This window comes from Microvirga sp. Mcv34 (genome assembly GCF_024519725.1).
GTDB lineage: Bacteria > Pseudomonadota > Alphaproteobacteria > Rhizobiales > Beijerinckiaceae > Microvirga.
On the sequence record NZ_JALJRK010000016.1, the window covers coordinates 37,095 to 51,840 of the forward strand.

The 14,746-nt window shown below is 65.9% G+C and carries 14 protein-coding genes; 8 read left to right on the forward strand and 6 right to left on the reverse strand.

Going from position 1 to position 14,746, the window contains the following annotated elements; translation table 11 throughout:
* Positions 1 to 107 precede the first annotated feature (107 nt).
* The 4 genes from OC446_RS11030 to OC446_RS11045 all read right to left on the reverse strand — a co-directional run bounded on the left by OC446_RS11030 (position 108) and on the right by OC446_RS11045 (position 3,030).
* On the reverse strand, positions 108 to 986 hold the full coding sequence (locus tag OC446_RS11030) for an MBL fold metallo-hydrolase (protein WP_262029079.1): 879 nt from the start codon (positions 984 to 986) through the stop codon (positions 108 to 110).
* A gap of 88 nt (positions 987 to 1,074) precedes the next feature.
* Entirely contained in the window at positions 1,075 to 1,413 is a 339-nt protein-coding gene (locus OC446_RS11035; RefSeq protein ID WP_262029080.1) for a hypothetical protein, read from the reverse strand.
* A gap of 105 nt (positions 1,414 to 1,518) precedes the next feature.
* A complete protein-coding gene (locus tag OC446_RS11040) occupies positions 1,519 to 2,685 on the reverse strand; it encodes a DNA topoisomerase IB (RefSeq protein WP_262029081.1) in 1,167 nt (388 codons plus the stop codon).
* Positions 2,686 to 2,712: 27 nt separating this feature from the next.
* Entirely contained in the window at positions 2,713 to 3,030 is a 318-nt protein-coding gene (locus OC446_RS11045) for a SemiSWEET family sugar transporter (RefSeq protein WP_262029082.1), read from the reverse strand.
* A gap of 111 nt (positions 3,031 to 3,141) precedes the next feature.
* Between OC446_RS11045 and OC446_RS11050 the strand changes: the two genes are divergently transcribed.
* From OC446_RS11050 to OC446_RS11070, 5 genes are all read left to right on the forward strand, one after another.
* Complete coding sequence (locus OC446_RS11050) at positions 3,142 to 4,293, forward strand: glycosyltransferase family 4 protein (protein ID WP_262029083.1); 1,152 nt, start codon at positions 3,142 to 3,144, stop codon at positions 4,291 to 4,293.
* Complete coding sequence (locus OC446_RS11055; protein ID WP_262029084.1) at positions 4,290 to 4,940, forward strand: class I SAM-dependent methyltransferase; 651 nt, start codon at positions 4,290 to 4,292, stop codon at positions 4,938 to 4,940. Before OC446_RS11050 ends, OC446_RS11055 begins: the two co-directional genes overlap by 4 nt.
* Positions 4,941 to 5,083: 143 nt before the next feature.
* Positions 5,084 to 6,370 (forward strand): flavodoxin-dependent (E)-4-hydroxy-3-methylbut-2-enyl-diphosphate synthase, encoded by a 1,287-nt coding sequence (ispG, locus tag OC446_RS11060; protein WP_262029085.1) that lies wholly within the window; start codon positions 5,084 to 5,086, stop codon positions 6,368 to 6,370.
* A 198-nt stretch (positions 6,371 to 6,568) separates the two neighbouring features.
* Positions 6,569 to 8,515 carry a potassium transporter Kup gene (locus tag OC446_RS11065; protein ID WP_262029086.1) on the forward strand — a complete coding sequence of 649 codons (1,947 nt, stop codon included), beginning with the start codon at positions 6,569 to 6,571 and terminating at the stop codon, positions 8,513 to 8,515.
* A gap of 43 nt (positions 8,516 to 8,558) precedes the next feature.
* Entirely contained in the window at positions 8,559 to 9,116 is a 558-nt protein-coding gene (locus tag OC446_RS11070) for a GNAT family N-acetyltransferase (RefSeq protein ID WP_262029087.1), read from the forward strand.
* A gap of 66 nt (positions 9,117 to 9,182) precedes the next feature.
* Here OC446_RS11070 and OC446_RS30850 read toward each other — a convergent pair whose 3' ends face one another.
* Together OC446_RS30850 and OC446_RS11085 are read right to left on the reverse strand one after the other, a co-directional pair.
* Positions 9,183 to 10,253, reverse strand: a complete 1,071-nt coding sequence (locus OC446_RS30850) for a calcium-binding protein (RefSeq protein WP_315986494.1) — start codon at positions 10,251 to 10,253, stop codon at positions 9,183 to 9,185.
* A gap of 599 nt (positions 10,254 to 10,852) precedes the next feature.
* The gene (locus OC446_RS11085; RefSeq protein WP_262029088.1) at positions 10,853 to 11,779 is read right to left on the reverse strand and encodes a polyprenyl synthetase family protein; all 927 of its coding nucleotides are present in this window, start codon (positions 11,777 to 11,779) and stop codon (positions 10,853 to 10,855) included.
* A gap of 103 nt (positions 11,780 to 11,882) precedes the next feature.
* Here OC446_RS11085 and mtgA point away from each other — a divergent pair, with 103 nt between their 5' ends.
* The 3 genes from mtgA (at position 11,883) to OC446_RS11100 (ending at position 14,740) form a co-directional block, all read left to right on the forward strand.
* Complete coding sequence (gene mtgA / locus OC446_RS11090) at positions 11,883 to 12,569, forward strand: monofunctional biosynthetic peptidoglycan transglycosylase (RefSeq protein WP_262029089.1); 687 nt, start codon at positions 11,883 to 11,885, stop codon at positions 12,567 to 12,569.
* A 147-nt stretch (positions 12,570 to 12,716) separates the two neighbouring features.
* On the forward strand, positions 12,717 to 12,902 hold the full coding sequence (gene rpmF, locus OC446_RS11095; protein WP_009493255.1) for a 50S ribosomal protein L32: 186 nt from the start codon (positions 12,717 to 12,719) through the stop codon (positions 12,900 to 12,902).
* A gap of 206 nt (positions 12,903 to 13,108) precedes the next feature.
* The gene (locus OC446_RS11100; protein WP_262029090.1) at positions 13,109 to 14,740 is read left to right on the forward strand and encodes an EAL domain-containing protein; all 1,632 of its coding nucleotides are present in this window, start codon (positions 13,109 to 13,111) and stop codon (positions 14,738 to 14,740) included.
* Positions 14,741 to 14,746 lie beyond the last annotated feature (6 nt).

The window sequence follows — 14,746 nt, forward strand, 5'->3', positions numbered from 1 at the left end:
GACCAGAGGGCGGGACTGTTTCCAGCTCCGAGGGAACGGCTCCTTTCCTGACCTGCCGCCCTCTCAACGGCGAACCGGGGTGCCTTCGCGGATCACGCTCCCGCGGCTCAATGGGCCCGCAGATGGGGATCGTGCCGCATGGAAATCGGCCGCCATCCCGTGCTCAGGCGCTGCAGCGCCTCGAGCTCGATCGGGTCATGGCTGCAGAAGATCCTCACATTGTCGCGTTCGTCGTTGGCCAGGACACGCAGCCGCTCCTGGTTGTGGAGGCGAAGCGGCCGGTCCTCCTCCATCAGGGTCTGATAGGCGCGCAGCCCCGGCGTGCAGGAGGGGTCCTCGTCCATCTCGTGCCGGTGGAAATAGGCATCGCCGGCGTTGAGCAGCCAACCCTCCGGCGTGTCGATGGCGATGCCGGCATGGCCCATGGTGTGGCCCGGAAGCGGGATCATCAGAATCTCGGGCGGCACCCCGTCGAGGTCGCGGACGGAGCGGAAGCCGAACCACCCCTCGCCCGTCGGATCATAGAAACGCCAGTCCCGCACCTCGTCCCATTGCCGGGGGCTGTAGCGGCGGCGGTGGATGAAGCCCTGCCTCACCTCCGCCTCTTCGATCTCCGCACGCAGGACATGAACGGTCGCTTCCGGAAAATCCTCAAGGCCGCCCGCATGGTCGAAATCGAGATGGGTCAGCACGATGTGGCGCACGTCGCGCGGCGAGAAGCCGTGACTCCGCACCTGCTCCAGCGCCGTATAGCGGTGTTCCAGCTGGATCCGATTCGTGTGGATGAAGAGCGGGCTGATCCGCCCATAGGGATCTTCCACGTCCCTGGAGCCGAAGCCCGTATCGACTAGGACGAGGCCATTGTTGTCCGTCTCCACGAGCAGGCAATGGCAGATCAGATGGCCCGTCAGGCCAGGGCTCGCACCATCCCAAAGCTTGCCCCCGACGGGACACATGCAGCCGCAATTGAGATGGTGAATCCGCATGACGAGGCCTCGCTGAAATCGTGGTGGCGAAGCCCTAACGGACGAGACAGGGAAATGTTCGCGCCGCTCGTCGAAGACGGACGGTCCATCACCTACGGCAAGCGAAGGGCGGAAACGTGCTCGCCGTTCCGGCATTCATGGCGGCGACCACCATCATGTTGGCGAGGTCGAGTTCCTCAGCCGAGCGCGGGCACACATCGCCCTTGATCGTGCAGCCCGAAGCCAGGAAGGCATCGTGACGCTCGATGAAGTCTCGGCTCAGGCCCGTCATGCCGCGATGGGCAAGGGCGTCCGACCACGCCTTCCTGTAGCGGGCGCACTTCACCTCGGGCCAGCTTTGAGGCTGCGCCTCCTGCGCGACCGAGGGTGCGGCGAGGCAGGCGAGAAGGGCCGCGACGGCGGCAATCGAGGACGGTGAACGGCTCATCTCGCCTGGTTCCGGTTGACCGGATTGGATGACCACGCGGGAGGTGCGAGGTCAAGGCGCCTCGGCATCTCCTCTCTCATCAGCGGCCTCGGGCCGCCCCGTTCATCAAACCCGCATCTCGGGCTGATGCTTGTGCTTTCGACCCGCCGACGCACGACGCTTCTTCGCGGGTTTCTTCTCCGCCTTCTTCTCGACCTCACGGGAGAGGCGCTGCTCCAGCAGGGCCAGCACGGCGGCCTCTTCGGGCTTCAGGCTGGCGAGGTCCTCGCGCAGCTCCGTCTCGATCTCCTCCTTGATGTCCAGCAGCAGGCCTCCGTCGAGATAGGACGCGAAGATCTCCGGGTGCACGTAGCATTTGCGGCAGATGCTCGGCGTGTTGCCGAGGCGCGAGGAAACCCTCTCGATGGCCGCGCGGATGTTCTTCTTCGCCTTCGCGTCGCTGTCGAATTCCTCGAATTCCGCGAGAGCGAGCGCCGCGAGCACGGTCCCGGCCCAGGTGCGGAAATCCTTCGCCGTGATGTCGCGTCCGGTGATTTCCTTCAGATAGGCGTTCACGTCGGCCGAGGCGATCGATTGCTGCTCACCTGTCTCGTCGAGGTACTGGAACAGGTCCTGTCCCGGCAGGTCCTGGCACGCCTTCACGATACGGGCGATGCGCCGGTCCTTGACCTGCAGGCGCCACGTCTTGCCGCTCTTGCCCTTGAACTGGAAGCGCAGCTCGCTGCCGTCTACCTTCACATGCGGATCGCGCAAAGTGGTGAGGCCATAGCTCTTGTTTTGCTTGACGTAATCCGAATTGCCCACGCGAATGAGCGTGTTCTCCAGGAGATGCACGACCGTCGCCAGCACCTTCTCGCGCGGCAGGCCGCGCAAGCTCATATGCTCGTCGATGGTCTCGCGGATCGCCGGCAGCCCCTTGGCGAATTCGAGCATGTGCTCGTATTTCGTACTCTCGCGAACCTCGCGGAAAGCAGGATGATAGCGATATTGCTTACGGCCCTTGGCGTCGCGGCCCGTCGCCTGGATGTGGCCGTTCGCCCTGGCGCAGATCCAAACATCCGTGTAGGCGGGCGGGATCGCAAGCGACCTGATGCGCTCGAGCGTCGCCTTATCCTCGACCCTTCCGCCGCCTGGCTTGGTGTAGGTGAAACCCTTGCCCGACTTTTTGCGCCGAATTCCGGGCTCCTCGTCGGAGACGTAGAGCAGTCCCGCCGTCTCGGCGGCATCGCGAGGATCGACGATGTTCTCGGTGGTGGCGTTCGGGTCCAGCATGGCAAGCCTTGATTGAGGTGCAAGACGTCAACCGGGCCGCGCCAGTCCGGGTTCCCTGGAGGATTGTGCTCCGCGGGATCTGCGACTGTCGTTGCGGATCTTGAAGACCAGGATGGTGGCGCTCAACCCTAAGCTCAGCAGGTTGAAGATCATCACGGGCCAGCTGCCGATCAGGTACCCGTAGGCCGACCACAGCACGAAAGCGGTGACGGTGACCATGTACATGTGCTTCGAGATCGCCTTGGTATCCCGCTCGCGCCACGCCTTGATCACCTGCGGGACGAAGCTCGATGTCGAGAGGATGCCCGCAATCGTCGCCAGGACGGTCGGCAGCCAATCCGCCATGTCTGTTCTCTCCCTCTTTCAAGAATGACGGCAACGGGTCCCGATCGAGGGAGTTCCCTTTTGCCCCTTGCGGAGGGTAGAAGGGCGAAACCGTTTCATCTGGATTGTTCCTTGTCTTCCTTGTCCCAGCCTGACGTTCGGGGCCGCAAGCTCGTCTTCGTGATCACCGAGGACTGGTTCTTCGCCTCCCACTTTCTGCCCATGGCCAGGGCCGCGCGCGAGCTGGGCCTCGACGTCACGGTCGTGACCCGCGTACGCTCGCACCGGGACGTGATCGAGGCCACGGGCGCCAAGGTGATCCCGCTCGAAGCCGAGCGTCGTAGCCTGAATCCCATAGCGGCGGGCTATGCCGCCGGGCAGCTGGCGGCGATCCTGAAAGGCGAGAAGGCGGACCTCGTTCATTGCATCGCCCTTAAGGGAATCCTGGTTGGAGGCTTTGCCGCCGCCATGGCGGGCATCCCCCGCCGGGTCTATGCGCTGACCGGCTCCGGTTTCCTGGGCGCGCGCAAGGACATGGTCGCGCGCCTGTCGCAGCGCGCCGTGCGCCTGCTCGTGCGTGGCTTGGAGACGAACAAGACCCGCTACGTTTTCGAGAACACGGACGACCCTAGGCTTCTCGGCCTCGACCCGGCCAGCGATCGGGTGACGATCCTCGGCGGCGCCGGCATCGATCCGGATCTTCTCAGGCCGAGCCCCCTGCCCCCGTGCCTACCGCTCAAGGTCGCCCTGGTGGCCCGCATGCTCTGGTCCAAGGGAATCGACGTAGCCGTGGAGGCCGTGCAAACCGCAAGGGCGCAGGGCGCGGCCGTCGAGCTGTCTCTCTACGGCGCCCCCGATCCCTCCAATCCGAAGGCGATCCCGGAGGAGACCCTGAAAACGTGGAGCGCCGATCCCGGGATCTCCTGGTATGGGGCGACCAGGGACGTGGGCGCCGTCTGGCGCGAGCACCATGTCGCGTGCCTGCCCTCGCGCGGCGGCGAGGGCCTGCCTCGGACGCTGCTGGAAGCCGCCGCCTGCGGCCGCGCCATCGTCACCACGGACGTTCCGGGATGCCGCACCCTGGTGCGGGACGGCATCGAGGGCCTCCTCGTCCCTCCCGGGGATGCGACGGGCCTCGCCGCAGCGCTCGTCGCCCTGTCGCGCGAGCCCGAACGCGTGGCGCGCATGGGAGAGGCCGCCCGCGCCCGGGTTCTCAACGGTTTTACCGAGCGGGACGTCATCGAGAGCGTCAAACGGCTCTACCGCTCCATGCTGGCGTCATGATTTCCGATCCCGTGGCCTTCATCCGGTCCGAAACCCGCCTTCGCCCCGTGCCCCATGCGCCGGAAATCTCCCTGCATGTGGCCGACGAAGCGACGGAGCTTTGGCAGAAAACCGAGGAGGAGCTGGGCGAGATCGGTCTGCCGCCTCCTTTCTGGGCCTTCGCCTGGGCGGGCGGGCAGGCGCTCGCCCGCTACATCCTCGATCATCCGGAAACGGTACACGGACGGCGCGTGCTGGATTTCGCCTCGGGTTCGGGGCTCGTCGCCATCGCGGCCATGAAGGCGGGCGCCGCCGAGGTCACCGCCTGCGACATCGATTCCTTCGCCATTGCGGCCATGGGCCTCAATGCCGCGGCCAACGGCGTTTCCATCACCCCGCTTCAGGAGGACATCGTCGGTCGGGACGGAGGCTGGGATACGGTGCTGGCCGGCGATATCTGCTACGAGCGCGATCTCGCCGAGCGTGTCATCCAATGGCTGTTCTCCTTGAGCGAGAGGGGCGCCACGGTGCTGATCGGCGACCCGGGACGCAGTTATCTGCCCAAGGACCGGCTGGAGATTCTCGCCGCCTACGAGGTTCCGGTGACTCGCACCCTCGAAGACGCTGACATCAAGAAATCCAACGTCTGGCGCTTCCGGCAACCCTGATCGGCCGCCAGAGGGCCGATCTCGTCGCCGGGCGGTCCTCGAAGGGGCCCTTCCGGTCCGCTGCTCCAGGCCGCGCTTGACGAAGAGGGCTTTTGGCATCAGCTAAACGGCGGCAGCCCGGAGCTGCCGTCGTGGATTGCAGCATGTCCCTCACCTCGTCTCCCGAGACCTCCTCCGCTCCTGAGAGCCTCGCCGGTCCCGCCCCGCGCCACCGCACGGTGGGCGTGCGCGTGGGCTCCGTCATGGTCGGAGGCGGCGCGCCGATCGTCGTTCAGTCGATGACCAACACCGATACGGCGGACGTGGACGCGACCGTGAAGCAGGTCGCCGCCCTCGCCCAAACGGGATCGGAGATCGTGCGCATCACCGTGGACCGGGACGAGGCCGCCGCCGCGGTGCCGAAGATCCGCGAGAGGCTCGACCGGCTCGGGATCGACGTGCCGCTTGTCGGCGACTTCCACTATATCGGCCACCAGCTTCTCGCCGACCATCCCGCCTGCGCCGAGGCGCTGGCCAAGTACCGAATCAATCCCGGCAATGTGGGCTTCAAGGAGAAGAAGGACCGGCAGTTCGGGGCCATCGTCGAGCAGGCGATCCGCTACGGCAAGGCGGTGCGCATCGGGGCCAATTGGGGGTCGCTCGACCAGGAACTGCTGACCCATCTCATGAACGACAACGCGGCCTCGGCGAACCCTCGCGACATGCGCTGGGTCACCCGCGAGGCCATGATCCAGTCCGCCCTGCTCTCCGCCGCCCGTGCGGAGGAGATCGGACTGGGGAAGGACCGCATCATCCTGTCGGCGAAGGTTTCGGCCGTGCAGGACCTGATCGCCGTCTACCAGGATCTCGCCCGCCGGTCCGATTACGCGATTCACCTCGGCCTCACCGAGGCCGGCATGGGGACCAAGGGCATCGTGGCCTCGTCGGCCGCCATGGGGATCCTGCTCCAGCAGGGCATCGGCGACACGATTCGTTACTCCCTGACCCCGGAACCGGGCGGAGACCGGACCGTAGAGGTCAAGACGGCCCAGGAACTGCTCCAGACCATGGGCTTCCGCACCTTCGTACCGCTCGTCGCCGCCTGCCCGGGCTGCGGACGCACCACCTCGTCGGTGTTCCAGGAACTGGCGCGGGACATCCAGAACTGGATCTCCACCTCCATGCCCGAGTGGCGCCGGACCTATCCCGGCGTCGAGAACCTGAACGTGGCCGTAATGGGCTGCATCGTGAACGGGCCGGGCGAGTCGAAGCACGCCCATATCGGCATTTCGCTCCCCGGCACCGGCGAGCAGCCCGCCGCCCCGGTCTTCATCGACGGCCGCAAGGCCATGACCCTGCGCGGCCCGACCCTGGCCCAGGACTTCCAAAAAATCGTTCTCGGCTACATTGAGAAGAACTACGGCCAGCCTGGGCGCGATGCTGCCGAATGAAGCGGCAACCGTGGCCATGGAACCTCTGGCGAAATTCCGTTTTTAAGCTAAGGCGCGATGTGCTAGAGAGCGCGCCGCGACGGCAATGACGGCCGCTGCGCTCTTTGGAAAATGGGGCGGAGACCAAGCCGCCCTTCGTCGTTTGCAGGGTGTTTCAACAAGGGCCGTCTGCGGGCACGTCCGCGAAGAAAAGCACATATGGCAGAACAGCACGCCGTTGCCCCGGGACATGCCGATTCCGCAGCCCCCGAGGCCACCTTACCGGACAGCCACTCAAAGGCGAGTTTCTGGACCCTGACCCTGGGCGCCATCGGCGTCGTTTACGGGGATATCGGCACCAGCCCTCTCTACGCCATGCGTGAAACCGTTATGGCAGCTACCGGCGGCCACCATGGAACGCCAGTCCCCCTCACCCGCGAACTGGTGATCAGCATCCTTTCACTCCTGCTATGGGCGCTGATCCTCACGGTTTCCGTCAAGTACGTGGGCCTGCTGCTGCGGGCCGACAACAAGGGCGAGGGCGGTTCGCTGACCCTAGTCGCCCTGGCGCAGCGCGCACTCGGGCGGCGTAGCCTGCCGGTGCTCATGATGGGCATGGCGGGAGCAGCCCTGTTCTATGGCGATGCCGCCATCACGCCGGCAATCTCGGTGCTGTCGGCCCTCGAAGGCCTCAAGCTCGTCGCGCCTTCCTTCGATGCCTATGTCCTGCCCGGCGCCCTGGTCATCCTTATCGCCCTGTTCACTGTACAAAGCCGCGGCACCGGCAAAGTGGCGGCCTTCTTCGGCCCGCTCACGCTCCTGTGGTTCATCTCCATGGCGGGCCTCGGCCTGATCCATATCGCCGACGACTGGGAAGTGCTGCTGGCCTTCAATCCCTATCACGGCGTGTCGTTCCTCCTGACGCATCCGGGTACCGCCTTCGCCATCCTCGGCAGCGTCTGCCTGGCCGTGACCGGAGCCGAGGCGCTCTATGCGGATCTCGGCCATTTCGGCCGCAACCCGATCCGCGTGGCCTGGGGTACCGTCGTCTTCCCGGCGCTGGCGCTGAACTATCTCGGCCAGGGCGCCCTCGTCCTGTCGAATCCCGAAGCCATCACCAACCCCTTCTTCCTACTGGCCCCGCCCTGGCTGCTCCTGCCTCTCGTGATCCTCGCGACACTCGCGACCATCGTGGCGAGCCAAGCCGTGATCACCGGCGCCTATTCCCTGACCCGGCAGGCCGTTCAGCTCGGCCTGCTGCCGCGCCTGGAGGTTCGCTTCACCTCGGAAACGCACCAGGGGCAGATCTACCTGCCGCGGGTGAACTGGCTTCTCCTGGCCGCCGTCGTCGGCCTCGTGCTGCTCTTCGGCTCCTCGAGCAGCCTCGCCAGCGCCTACGGCATCGCGGTCTTCGGCACCATGGTGGTCACCACCCTGCTCGCCTGCCTGGTGATGAGCCGGAGCTGGGGCTGGGGTCCGGTGAAGACCGGGCTCATCATGATCCCCCTGTTGCTGATCGACCTGACCTTCCTGTCTTCGAACCTAGTCAAGCTTCTCGACGGCGGCTATGTACCCCTGATCATCGCGGGCGTCTTCTTCGTGGTCATGTGGACCTGGGTGAAGGGAACCCGGATCCTGTTCGAGAAGACCCGCAAGATCGACGTGCCGTTCCTCGAACTGGTGCAGATGCTGGAGAAGAGCCCGCCGCACCGGGTGAAGGGCACGGCCGTGTTCCTGACCAGCGACCCGGACACGGCGCCCGCCGCCCTCCTTCACAACCTCAAGCACAACAAGGTGCTGCACGAAAAGAACGTGATCCTCACGGTCAACAGTGCGGACGTTCCCCGGGTCGAGGACGAGGACCGCGTGGCCCTCGAGCATGTGGGCGATTCGTTTTGGCGTATCCGCCTGAGCTACGGCTACATGGAGACGCCCAATATCCCGCGCGGCCTCGCGATCCTGCGCAAGCAGGGCTTCAAGTTCGACATCATGGCGACGTCGTTCTTCCTGTCCCGCCGCTCGATCCGCCCCGCCAGCCAGTCGGGCATGCCGCTCTGGCAGGACAAGCTCTTCATCAGCCTGGCGAAATCGGCAAGCGACGCCACGGACTTCTTCCAGATCCCCACCGGGCGCGTGGTGGAGGTCGGCACGCAGGTGACTGTATAGGCCTGTTGCCCTTGGGATCGGGCGGTGTCAGTCTGGTCGGTCCATGACCGACGCCATCGCCGACATCGCCCTCGTTCGCCCGAGCCTGGACTGGCTCCCCCTCTACGCCGATGCCCTCGCGCGGGGCTGGTCGCCCAACACGGACCAGGACGTCAGCCGCGATCAGCTTCGCCAATTCCGGCGCAACCCCGAGCGCTTCCTGCGCGACCTCTACCACAGCCCCATGGTGCTGCTGCCGGACGGGCGCGAGGTTCCGCGTCTCCCGGCGCACGATTTCTGGATCGGCGACGGGGATTTCTGCGGCCGCATCGGCTTTCGCTTCCAGCGCGGCACGGAGGACCTGCCGGTCGCCCTCTACGGCCATATCGGCTACACCGTCGTGCCCTGGAAGCAGCGGCGCGGCTATGCCACGCAGGCGCTCCGCATGATCCTGCCGGTCTGCCGCTCGGAAGGCTTCTCGCGGGTGCTGATCACCTGCGACGACGACAACGAGGCGTCGCGGAAGGTCATCCTCGCCAATGGCGGCGTGCCAGCAGGCTCCCTCCCGCATAACCGCCGCCCCGGTCACGCCAAGCTGAAGTTCTGGGTGCCGACGGGCTGAGCCTGAGCCCCGCCCGCTCCCGGCTGCGGAGTCGAGACGACCCCGCGGCCCCTCTCGCTTGCCGGTTCAGACGATGAAGAAATCGTTATAGGTCAGCGCCTGCGCCCCCGCCATGACGGCGAATTGGACCGGCGCGAAGGCCGTCCCAATGCCGTCGGCATCGTAGGAGAGCGATCCCGTCGTATTGTCGTAGATGATCCTGTCGTTGGCATCGGCGGCGGCCGTTCCGACATGGAAGGCATCCTCCGTCAGGGCGCCCTTCGGCAGCGCCGCGAAGATGGCACTGTCCAGCTGGATCTTATCGGTCCCGGGGGTGTAGCCCCGAACGGTGTCGACGTTGTCGCTGCCCGGGGCGGTGTTGAAGAGGAAGGTATCGGCACCGCTGCCGCCAGTCAGCACGTCGTTGCCGAGACCGCCGTTGAGGATGTCGCGGCCGGTGCCTCCGGAAAGGCTGTCATTGCCGATCCCTCCGTCGAGACGATCGTTCCCCCGACCGCCGATCACCGTGTCGTTGCCGCTTTCGCCGAACAGCCGGTCGTTGCCCGATCCGCCGTCGAGCCGATCGTTCCCTGCCCCGCCGAAGATGCGGTCGTTGCCGCCGAGCCCAGGCAGGAAGTCGGCATCGGCCGTGCCTCTGATCGTATTGCTGCGGTCATTCGCAATCGTGAGCCATTGCCCCCGGATCGCGCCTTCCGGAGAACCCGACGTCGTGGCGTCCGTATAGAAGGGTGCATCGACTCCGGGAATACTCAGGTTGAGGATGCTGGCGAACCCCACGATCCAGACGCTGGCCGGATCCGCCGGATCCCAAGCGCCGCTCAAGGTCCAGGATCCGTCGCTATTGGGGGTGATCTGCAGACTGGGGTCCTGGTCGGGATTGATCTGACCGAAAACGAGCTCGCCGACATAGCCTGCCGTAGCGAAATGGAAATGGAAGCCCGTGACGTCGTCACTGGGATCGGCCGTCTGAGGCCCGGTGCCCGTCACGGCCCCGAAATCGAGTCCCTTCACATTGAACGTGTAGGCGGCCGTGACGGCAATGCTGTCGTAGACGATCGTCCCGACGGCTGTCGCTGGCGAGTTCGTCGACGGCACGACTTGACTTCCGGTCATGTTTACACGGAACGCTGTGGCCATCTATTCCTCCCGTGATCCAAGCCCCCGGGTAAGAAGCCCTGCCATCGGCTCCGGTCGACACGCCTTGTCGACCATCGGATGCTCTTCGTGACTGCATCATGCGTTGATGCCGGGCTGACAAAAGCTTGAACCAAATCGGACGATTTTTACAGGTTCAATGAGCCCCGCAGCTTTCGGGTTACGCCTTCATCGCATGTAACCGGGTAGCGCTATTTTGAGACCCAAATCCGTAGGATTCCGGCTGCGTCCATGGGCCGGAACGGCTTTGTCCGGAACGTTCGGTGATCACGCTCCGCGAGCGGAAGTCGCTCATTGCACAAGCGATTTTTGTAGATCCAACGATTTCATGGCGCCTCTCGCATGCCTGGGCAGCCCCCGCGACCCCCGGGAGAGGCCTGCGGCCCCGTCGCGTCCATGATGTCTGTTGCGAAGGCAACGCTTTCAGCGGGCGAATGCGTGATTATCCATAATAGTACAATGGCTTAGCTTCCATCGGACGCGTGACGGATTTCTGCACGCGAACGACGCGATGGATGATGGGCGAATCCCGTTGCCACCGGATTCACCGAGAGGAAACCTCGTAAAACGGGATGTCAGACTCAGACCTGCCGCTCGACCACGAAGCGCACGGCTTCCCGCAACGTCTGGGCTTGCGGGCCGAACCCGTCGAGAGCGCCCTCAGCCTGCTCCACGAGCTGTCGGCACTCGCGCTGGGCGCCTTCCATCCCGAGCAGGTCCACGAGGGTGGCCTTGCCCTTCTCCTGGTCCTTGCCCGTGCGTTTTCCGAGAGCTTCCGGGGTGGCCTCCCGGTCGAGAATATCGTCCGCGACCTGGAAGGCGGCGCCGAGCGCCCGTCCGTATGCGACGAGCTTTTCGCGCGCCCGCGCATCGGCCTGTCCCAGGATCGCGCCCGCCTCCACCGAGAAGGTGAGGATCGCGCCGGTCTTCATCATCTGGAGCAGCCGCACATCGGCCTCGCCCATGGTGACGGTCCCGTAGCGCCCCTCCGCGGTCAGGTCGAGAAGCTGCCCTCCGACCATGCCGCCCAGCCCCGATGCGCGCGCGAGGCCGAGCACGAGGTCGGAACGAATGCCCGCATCCACGGCCGTCGCCGGATCGGCGAGGACCTCGAAGGCGAGGGTCTGCAGGGCGTCGCCCACCAGGATGGCGGTCGCCTCGTCATAGGCCTTATGCACGGTCGGACGCCCCCGGCGCAGGTCGTCGTCGTCCATGGACGGCAGATCATCATGCACCAGGGAATAGCAATGCAGGAGCTCGACCGCGCAGCCCGCCCTGAGCGCCCCCTGCCCTTGCACTCCGAGGAGGCGCGCCGCCTCGATGGTCAGGAAGGGGCGCAGGCGCTTGCCGCCTCCGAGGACCGCGTGACGCATGGCGGCCATGAGGCGGGGCGGGCGGGCAAGCTCGCCCGGAGCGGCTTTGTCTGATAGCAAGGCTTCGAGACTTGCTTCGACAACCTTCGCGGCGTCGGAGAGCCGTGTGGTGAAAGAGCTGGTGGATGGCGTCATGATGAGCCTGGATTCGGATGGAGCCGCCGCTCCACCCGAGGGGAGCGTTGATGAACGAGCGAGGCCGAGATGGACGCTGCGGTCGGGGCGGCCGCGGACGCCGATGACGGTCGCCCGCTTTATCCGCCGACTCGTCCGGATCGGCCTTGGTCTCATTCTCTTATGGGTCGGGGTGGTCTTTTGGCTAGGCCTTTTGTACTGGACCGTGCCGCCGGTCTCGACCCTGATGCTCGGCCGCTGGCTCACCCTGCAGCCCGTCGAGAGAACCTATGTAGCTCTGGACGAGATCTCGCCGAACCTGCCACTCGCCGTCATGACGTCCGAGGACAGCCGCTTCTGCGAGCATGGCGGGGTGGACTGGGACGCGCTCTGGGACGTGGTGGAGGCCGCCGACGGAGACGGCCCGTCCCGTGGCGCCTCGACCATTCCCATGCAGGTGGCGAAGAACCTCTTCCTGTGGCCGAGCCGTTCCTATCTCCGCAAGGGGCTGGAGATCCCGGTGGCCCTCTATCTCGACCTGATCTGGTCGAAGCGGAAGATGATGGAGGTCTATCTCAACGTGGCCGAATGGGGCGACGGCGTCTTCGGAGCCGAGGCGGCCGCCCAGAAGTATTTCCGCAAGCCCGCCAGGAACCTGACCCGCCAGGAGGCCGCCCTGCTGGCGCGGGCCCTGCCCAACCCCCTGGTGCGCAATCCGGCCCGGCCGCGGCCCGGTCACCGGGCCCTGGCGGGCCAGCTCCAGTCGCGCATGGCACGGGCCGCGCCCTTCAGCGACTGCCTCAGGCCCTAACCCCTGCGGCAATGAAAAACCCTCGGAATGCGTCGAGGGGCTAGATATTTCCCCAAAGACCTTGTATGAGGCGCAACCTCATCAAGTTTGAGATGTGAGCGTTCCCCGGTTGAGCGGGCGCTCCGCTATTTTAACCGGAGACGAGATATGGCCGTTCCAAAAAGAAAAACGTCGCCTTCGCGGCGCGGAATGCGTCGCTCCGCCGATGCCTTGCAGGCCCCGACCTACATCGAGGACAAGGATTCCGGCGAGCTGCGCCGCCCCCACCATGTTGACCTGAAGACCGGCATGTACCGTGGCCGTCAGGTTCTCAAGGTGAAGACCGACGCTTGATCGACGCGATATGCGACGATCCGAACCGGCGCCCCAGGCGCCGGTTTTTTTATGCCCGCAATCCCCAAGGGGCCTGATTTCGCTTTGCTTTTTACCCTTCATTAAGCCTGGGGGCGGATCCTGCATCCCTTGATATTCCGGGCGGTCAGGCGTGCGAAGGCGCTCTTGGCCCGCCCCGGATCGTGCGAATTTCGAGGGTGAGTGTGATGGCGACGAAGGGGCAGGGCCGGACCGGGCTGTTCAAGGGCGTTTCCCGGCCGCGGCGCCAGGCCTCCCGGAGCCACCTGCCTCCGGCCGCGAGCGTCACCTATGCCTGGGACATGATGTCCGACGTCCTGACCTGGGGCCCCGGCGCGGCCGAAACCCTCGGTCTGCCGGCGAAAGACCTACCGAAGACCGGCCAGGCCTTCTCCCACCTGATCGAACCCGGTTGCGGCCTGCCCCGCCAGGATGCCATCGCGGTCACCGCGGATTCGGGCGGCGCCTACGAGACCCGCTATGCCCTGCGCTTCGAGCCCGACCGGGTGGTCATGGTCGAGGATGCGGGCCGCTGTCAGCCCGACATCCAAGGGCTCCCCTCCTTCGCTCGCGGCCAGTTGCGCCTTGATCTGGCTCCGGCGGCCCGGGACCTGCTGCCCGCGATGCTGAAACAGCGCTCCGATCTTCTGTGCGGCATCCAGAACGGCATCAACGAGGCCCTGAGGGTCTCCCAGACCTGCACCCTGATCGTTGGTGCCCTCGAAGACGAAGGCGCCGACGCGATGGCGGAAATCGCCCGGAAGGTGCGCCCGATGATGCGCCGCCACGATCTCTTCACCGTCCTCGGTCCACATCGCTTCGCCCTGACGCTGACGTGTTGCCCGGCCGCCGATGCCCCGAGCGCCATGAGGCGCCTCGCCGGTCTCATCAAGGATCACCCGGCTGTCGCCTCGCTGAATCTCGGGGCGTCCTGCGCGCCGGACCATACCTTCAAGGCCATCAAGCTGCTGCGTTTCGCCGAACAGGCCTTGGCCTCGGGGCTCGAGCGCGGGGAAGCCTGCAGGCTCTACGACGCGCACCCGAAGGCCCCCCCGCCGGATGCCGAGCAGGCCCCATTCGACTGGATCGCCGCTCTCAACGACCGGAGCTTGGCCCTGGCCTGCCGGCCGGTGGTGGAGGCTCAAAGCCGCGCCCCGGCCCTGATGCAGGCCTGCACCTCCCTGGCACTCCCCGGGGGCCACGCGCTCCCGCTCGGCCCGGTTCCGAAGCTCAAGGACACGAACCTCGCCCTCCTGGTCGATGCTCGCATGCTGGAGCAGGCAGCCGACCATCTGAACGACCATCCGGGGATGCGCCTGGCGCTGCCGGTCTCCGCCAGGACCCTGAAGGATAGCGAATGGCTGCCCATGCTGGCGGCCCATCTCGGCGCCCGGCCTGGCATCGAGTCGCGGCTCATCGTCGAGGTTCCCGAGATCGCCCTGGCCGAGTGCCGGACGATCCTGGGCCGCCTCCACGCCATGAAGGCCTTGGGAATGGGCCTTGCGCTCACCGGCTTCGGAGCGGGCCATGTGACGCCGGACCAGCTGCGAATGCTGCCCATCGACCTTCTCAAGATCGATGGCGTCTTCATTCAGCCGCTCAAGCGTTCGACCGACGACCGCCTCACCGTCAGGACCCTGATCGACAGGGCCCAGCATCTCGGCATCGCGACCGCGGCCGAATGGGTGGATGACGAAGCCACCGCCCGCCTGCTGACATCCTGGGGCGTGGACTACATGGAGGGGGCCCTGTTCGGCGAGCCCGAGATGCTCCCGCAGGCCTCGAGCCTGCAGCGGATGCTGAAGAAGGCGCGCGGCTGATATCGG

What these genes read in the sequence shown, in the direction of transcription:
- OC446_RS11030 (WP_262029079.1), bottom strand. Translation starts at nt 986, where the DNA reads ATGCGGATTCACCATCTCAATTGCGGCTGCATGTGTCCCGTCGGGGGC.
- OC446_RS11035 (WP_262029080.1), bottom strand. Translation starts at nt 1,413, where the DNA reads ATGAGCCGTTCACCGTCCTCGATTGCCGCCGTCGCGGCCCTTCTCGCC.
- OC446_RS11040 (WP_262029081.1), bottom strand. Translation starts at nt 2,685, where the DNA reads ATGCTGGACCCGAACGCCACCACCGAGAACATCGTCGATCCTCGCGAT.
- OC446_RS11045 (WP_262029082.1), bottom strand. Translation starts at nt 3,030, where the DNA reads ATGGCGGATTGGCTGCCGACCGTCCTGGCGACGATTGCGGGCATCCTC.
- OC446_RS11055 (WP_262029084.1), top strand. Translation starts at nt 4,290, where the DNA reads ATGATTTCCGATCCCGTGGCCTTCATCCGGTCCGAAACCCGCCTTCGC.
- ispG (WP_262029085.1), top strand. Translation starts at nt 5,084, where the DNA reads ATGTCCCTCACCTCGTCTCCCGAGACCTCCTCCGCTCCTGAGAGCCTC.
- OC446_RS11065 (WP_262029086.1), top strand. Translation starts at nt 6,569, where the DNA reads ATGGCAGAACAGCACGCCGTTGCCCCGGGACATGCCGATTCCGCAGCC.
- OC446_RS11070 (WP_262029087.1), top strand. Translation starts at nt 8,559, where the DNA reads ATGACCGACGCCATCGCCGACATCGCCCTCGTTCGCCCGAGCCTGGAC.
- OC446_RS30850 (WP_315986494.1), bottom strand. Translation starts at nt 10,253, where the DNA reads ATGGCCACAGCGTTCCGTGTAAACATGACCGGAAGTCAAGTCGTGCCG.
- OC446_RS11085 (WP_262029088.1), bottom strand. Translation starts at nt 11,779, where the DNA reads ATGACGCCATCCACCAGCTCTTTCACCACACGGCTCTCCGACGCCGCG.
- mtgA (WP_262029089.1), top strand. Translation starts at nt 11,883, where the DNA reads ATGACGGTCGCCCGCTTTATCCGCCGACTCGTCCGGATCGGCCTTGGT.
- rpmF (WP_009493255.1), top strand. Translation starts at nt 12,717, where the DNA reads ATGGCCGTTCCAAAAAGAAAAACGTCGCCTTCGCGGCGCGGAATGCGT.
- OC446_RS11100 (WP_262029090.1), top strand. Translation starts at nt 13,109, where the DNA reads ATGGCGACGAAGGGGCAGGGCCGGACCGGGCTGTTCAAGGGCGTTTCC.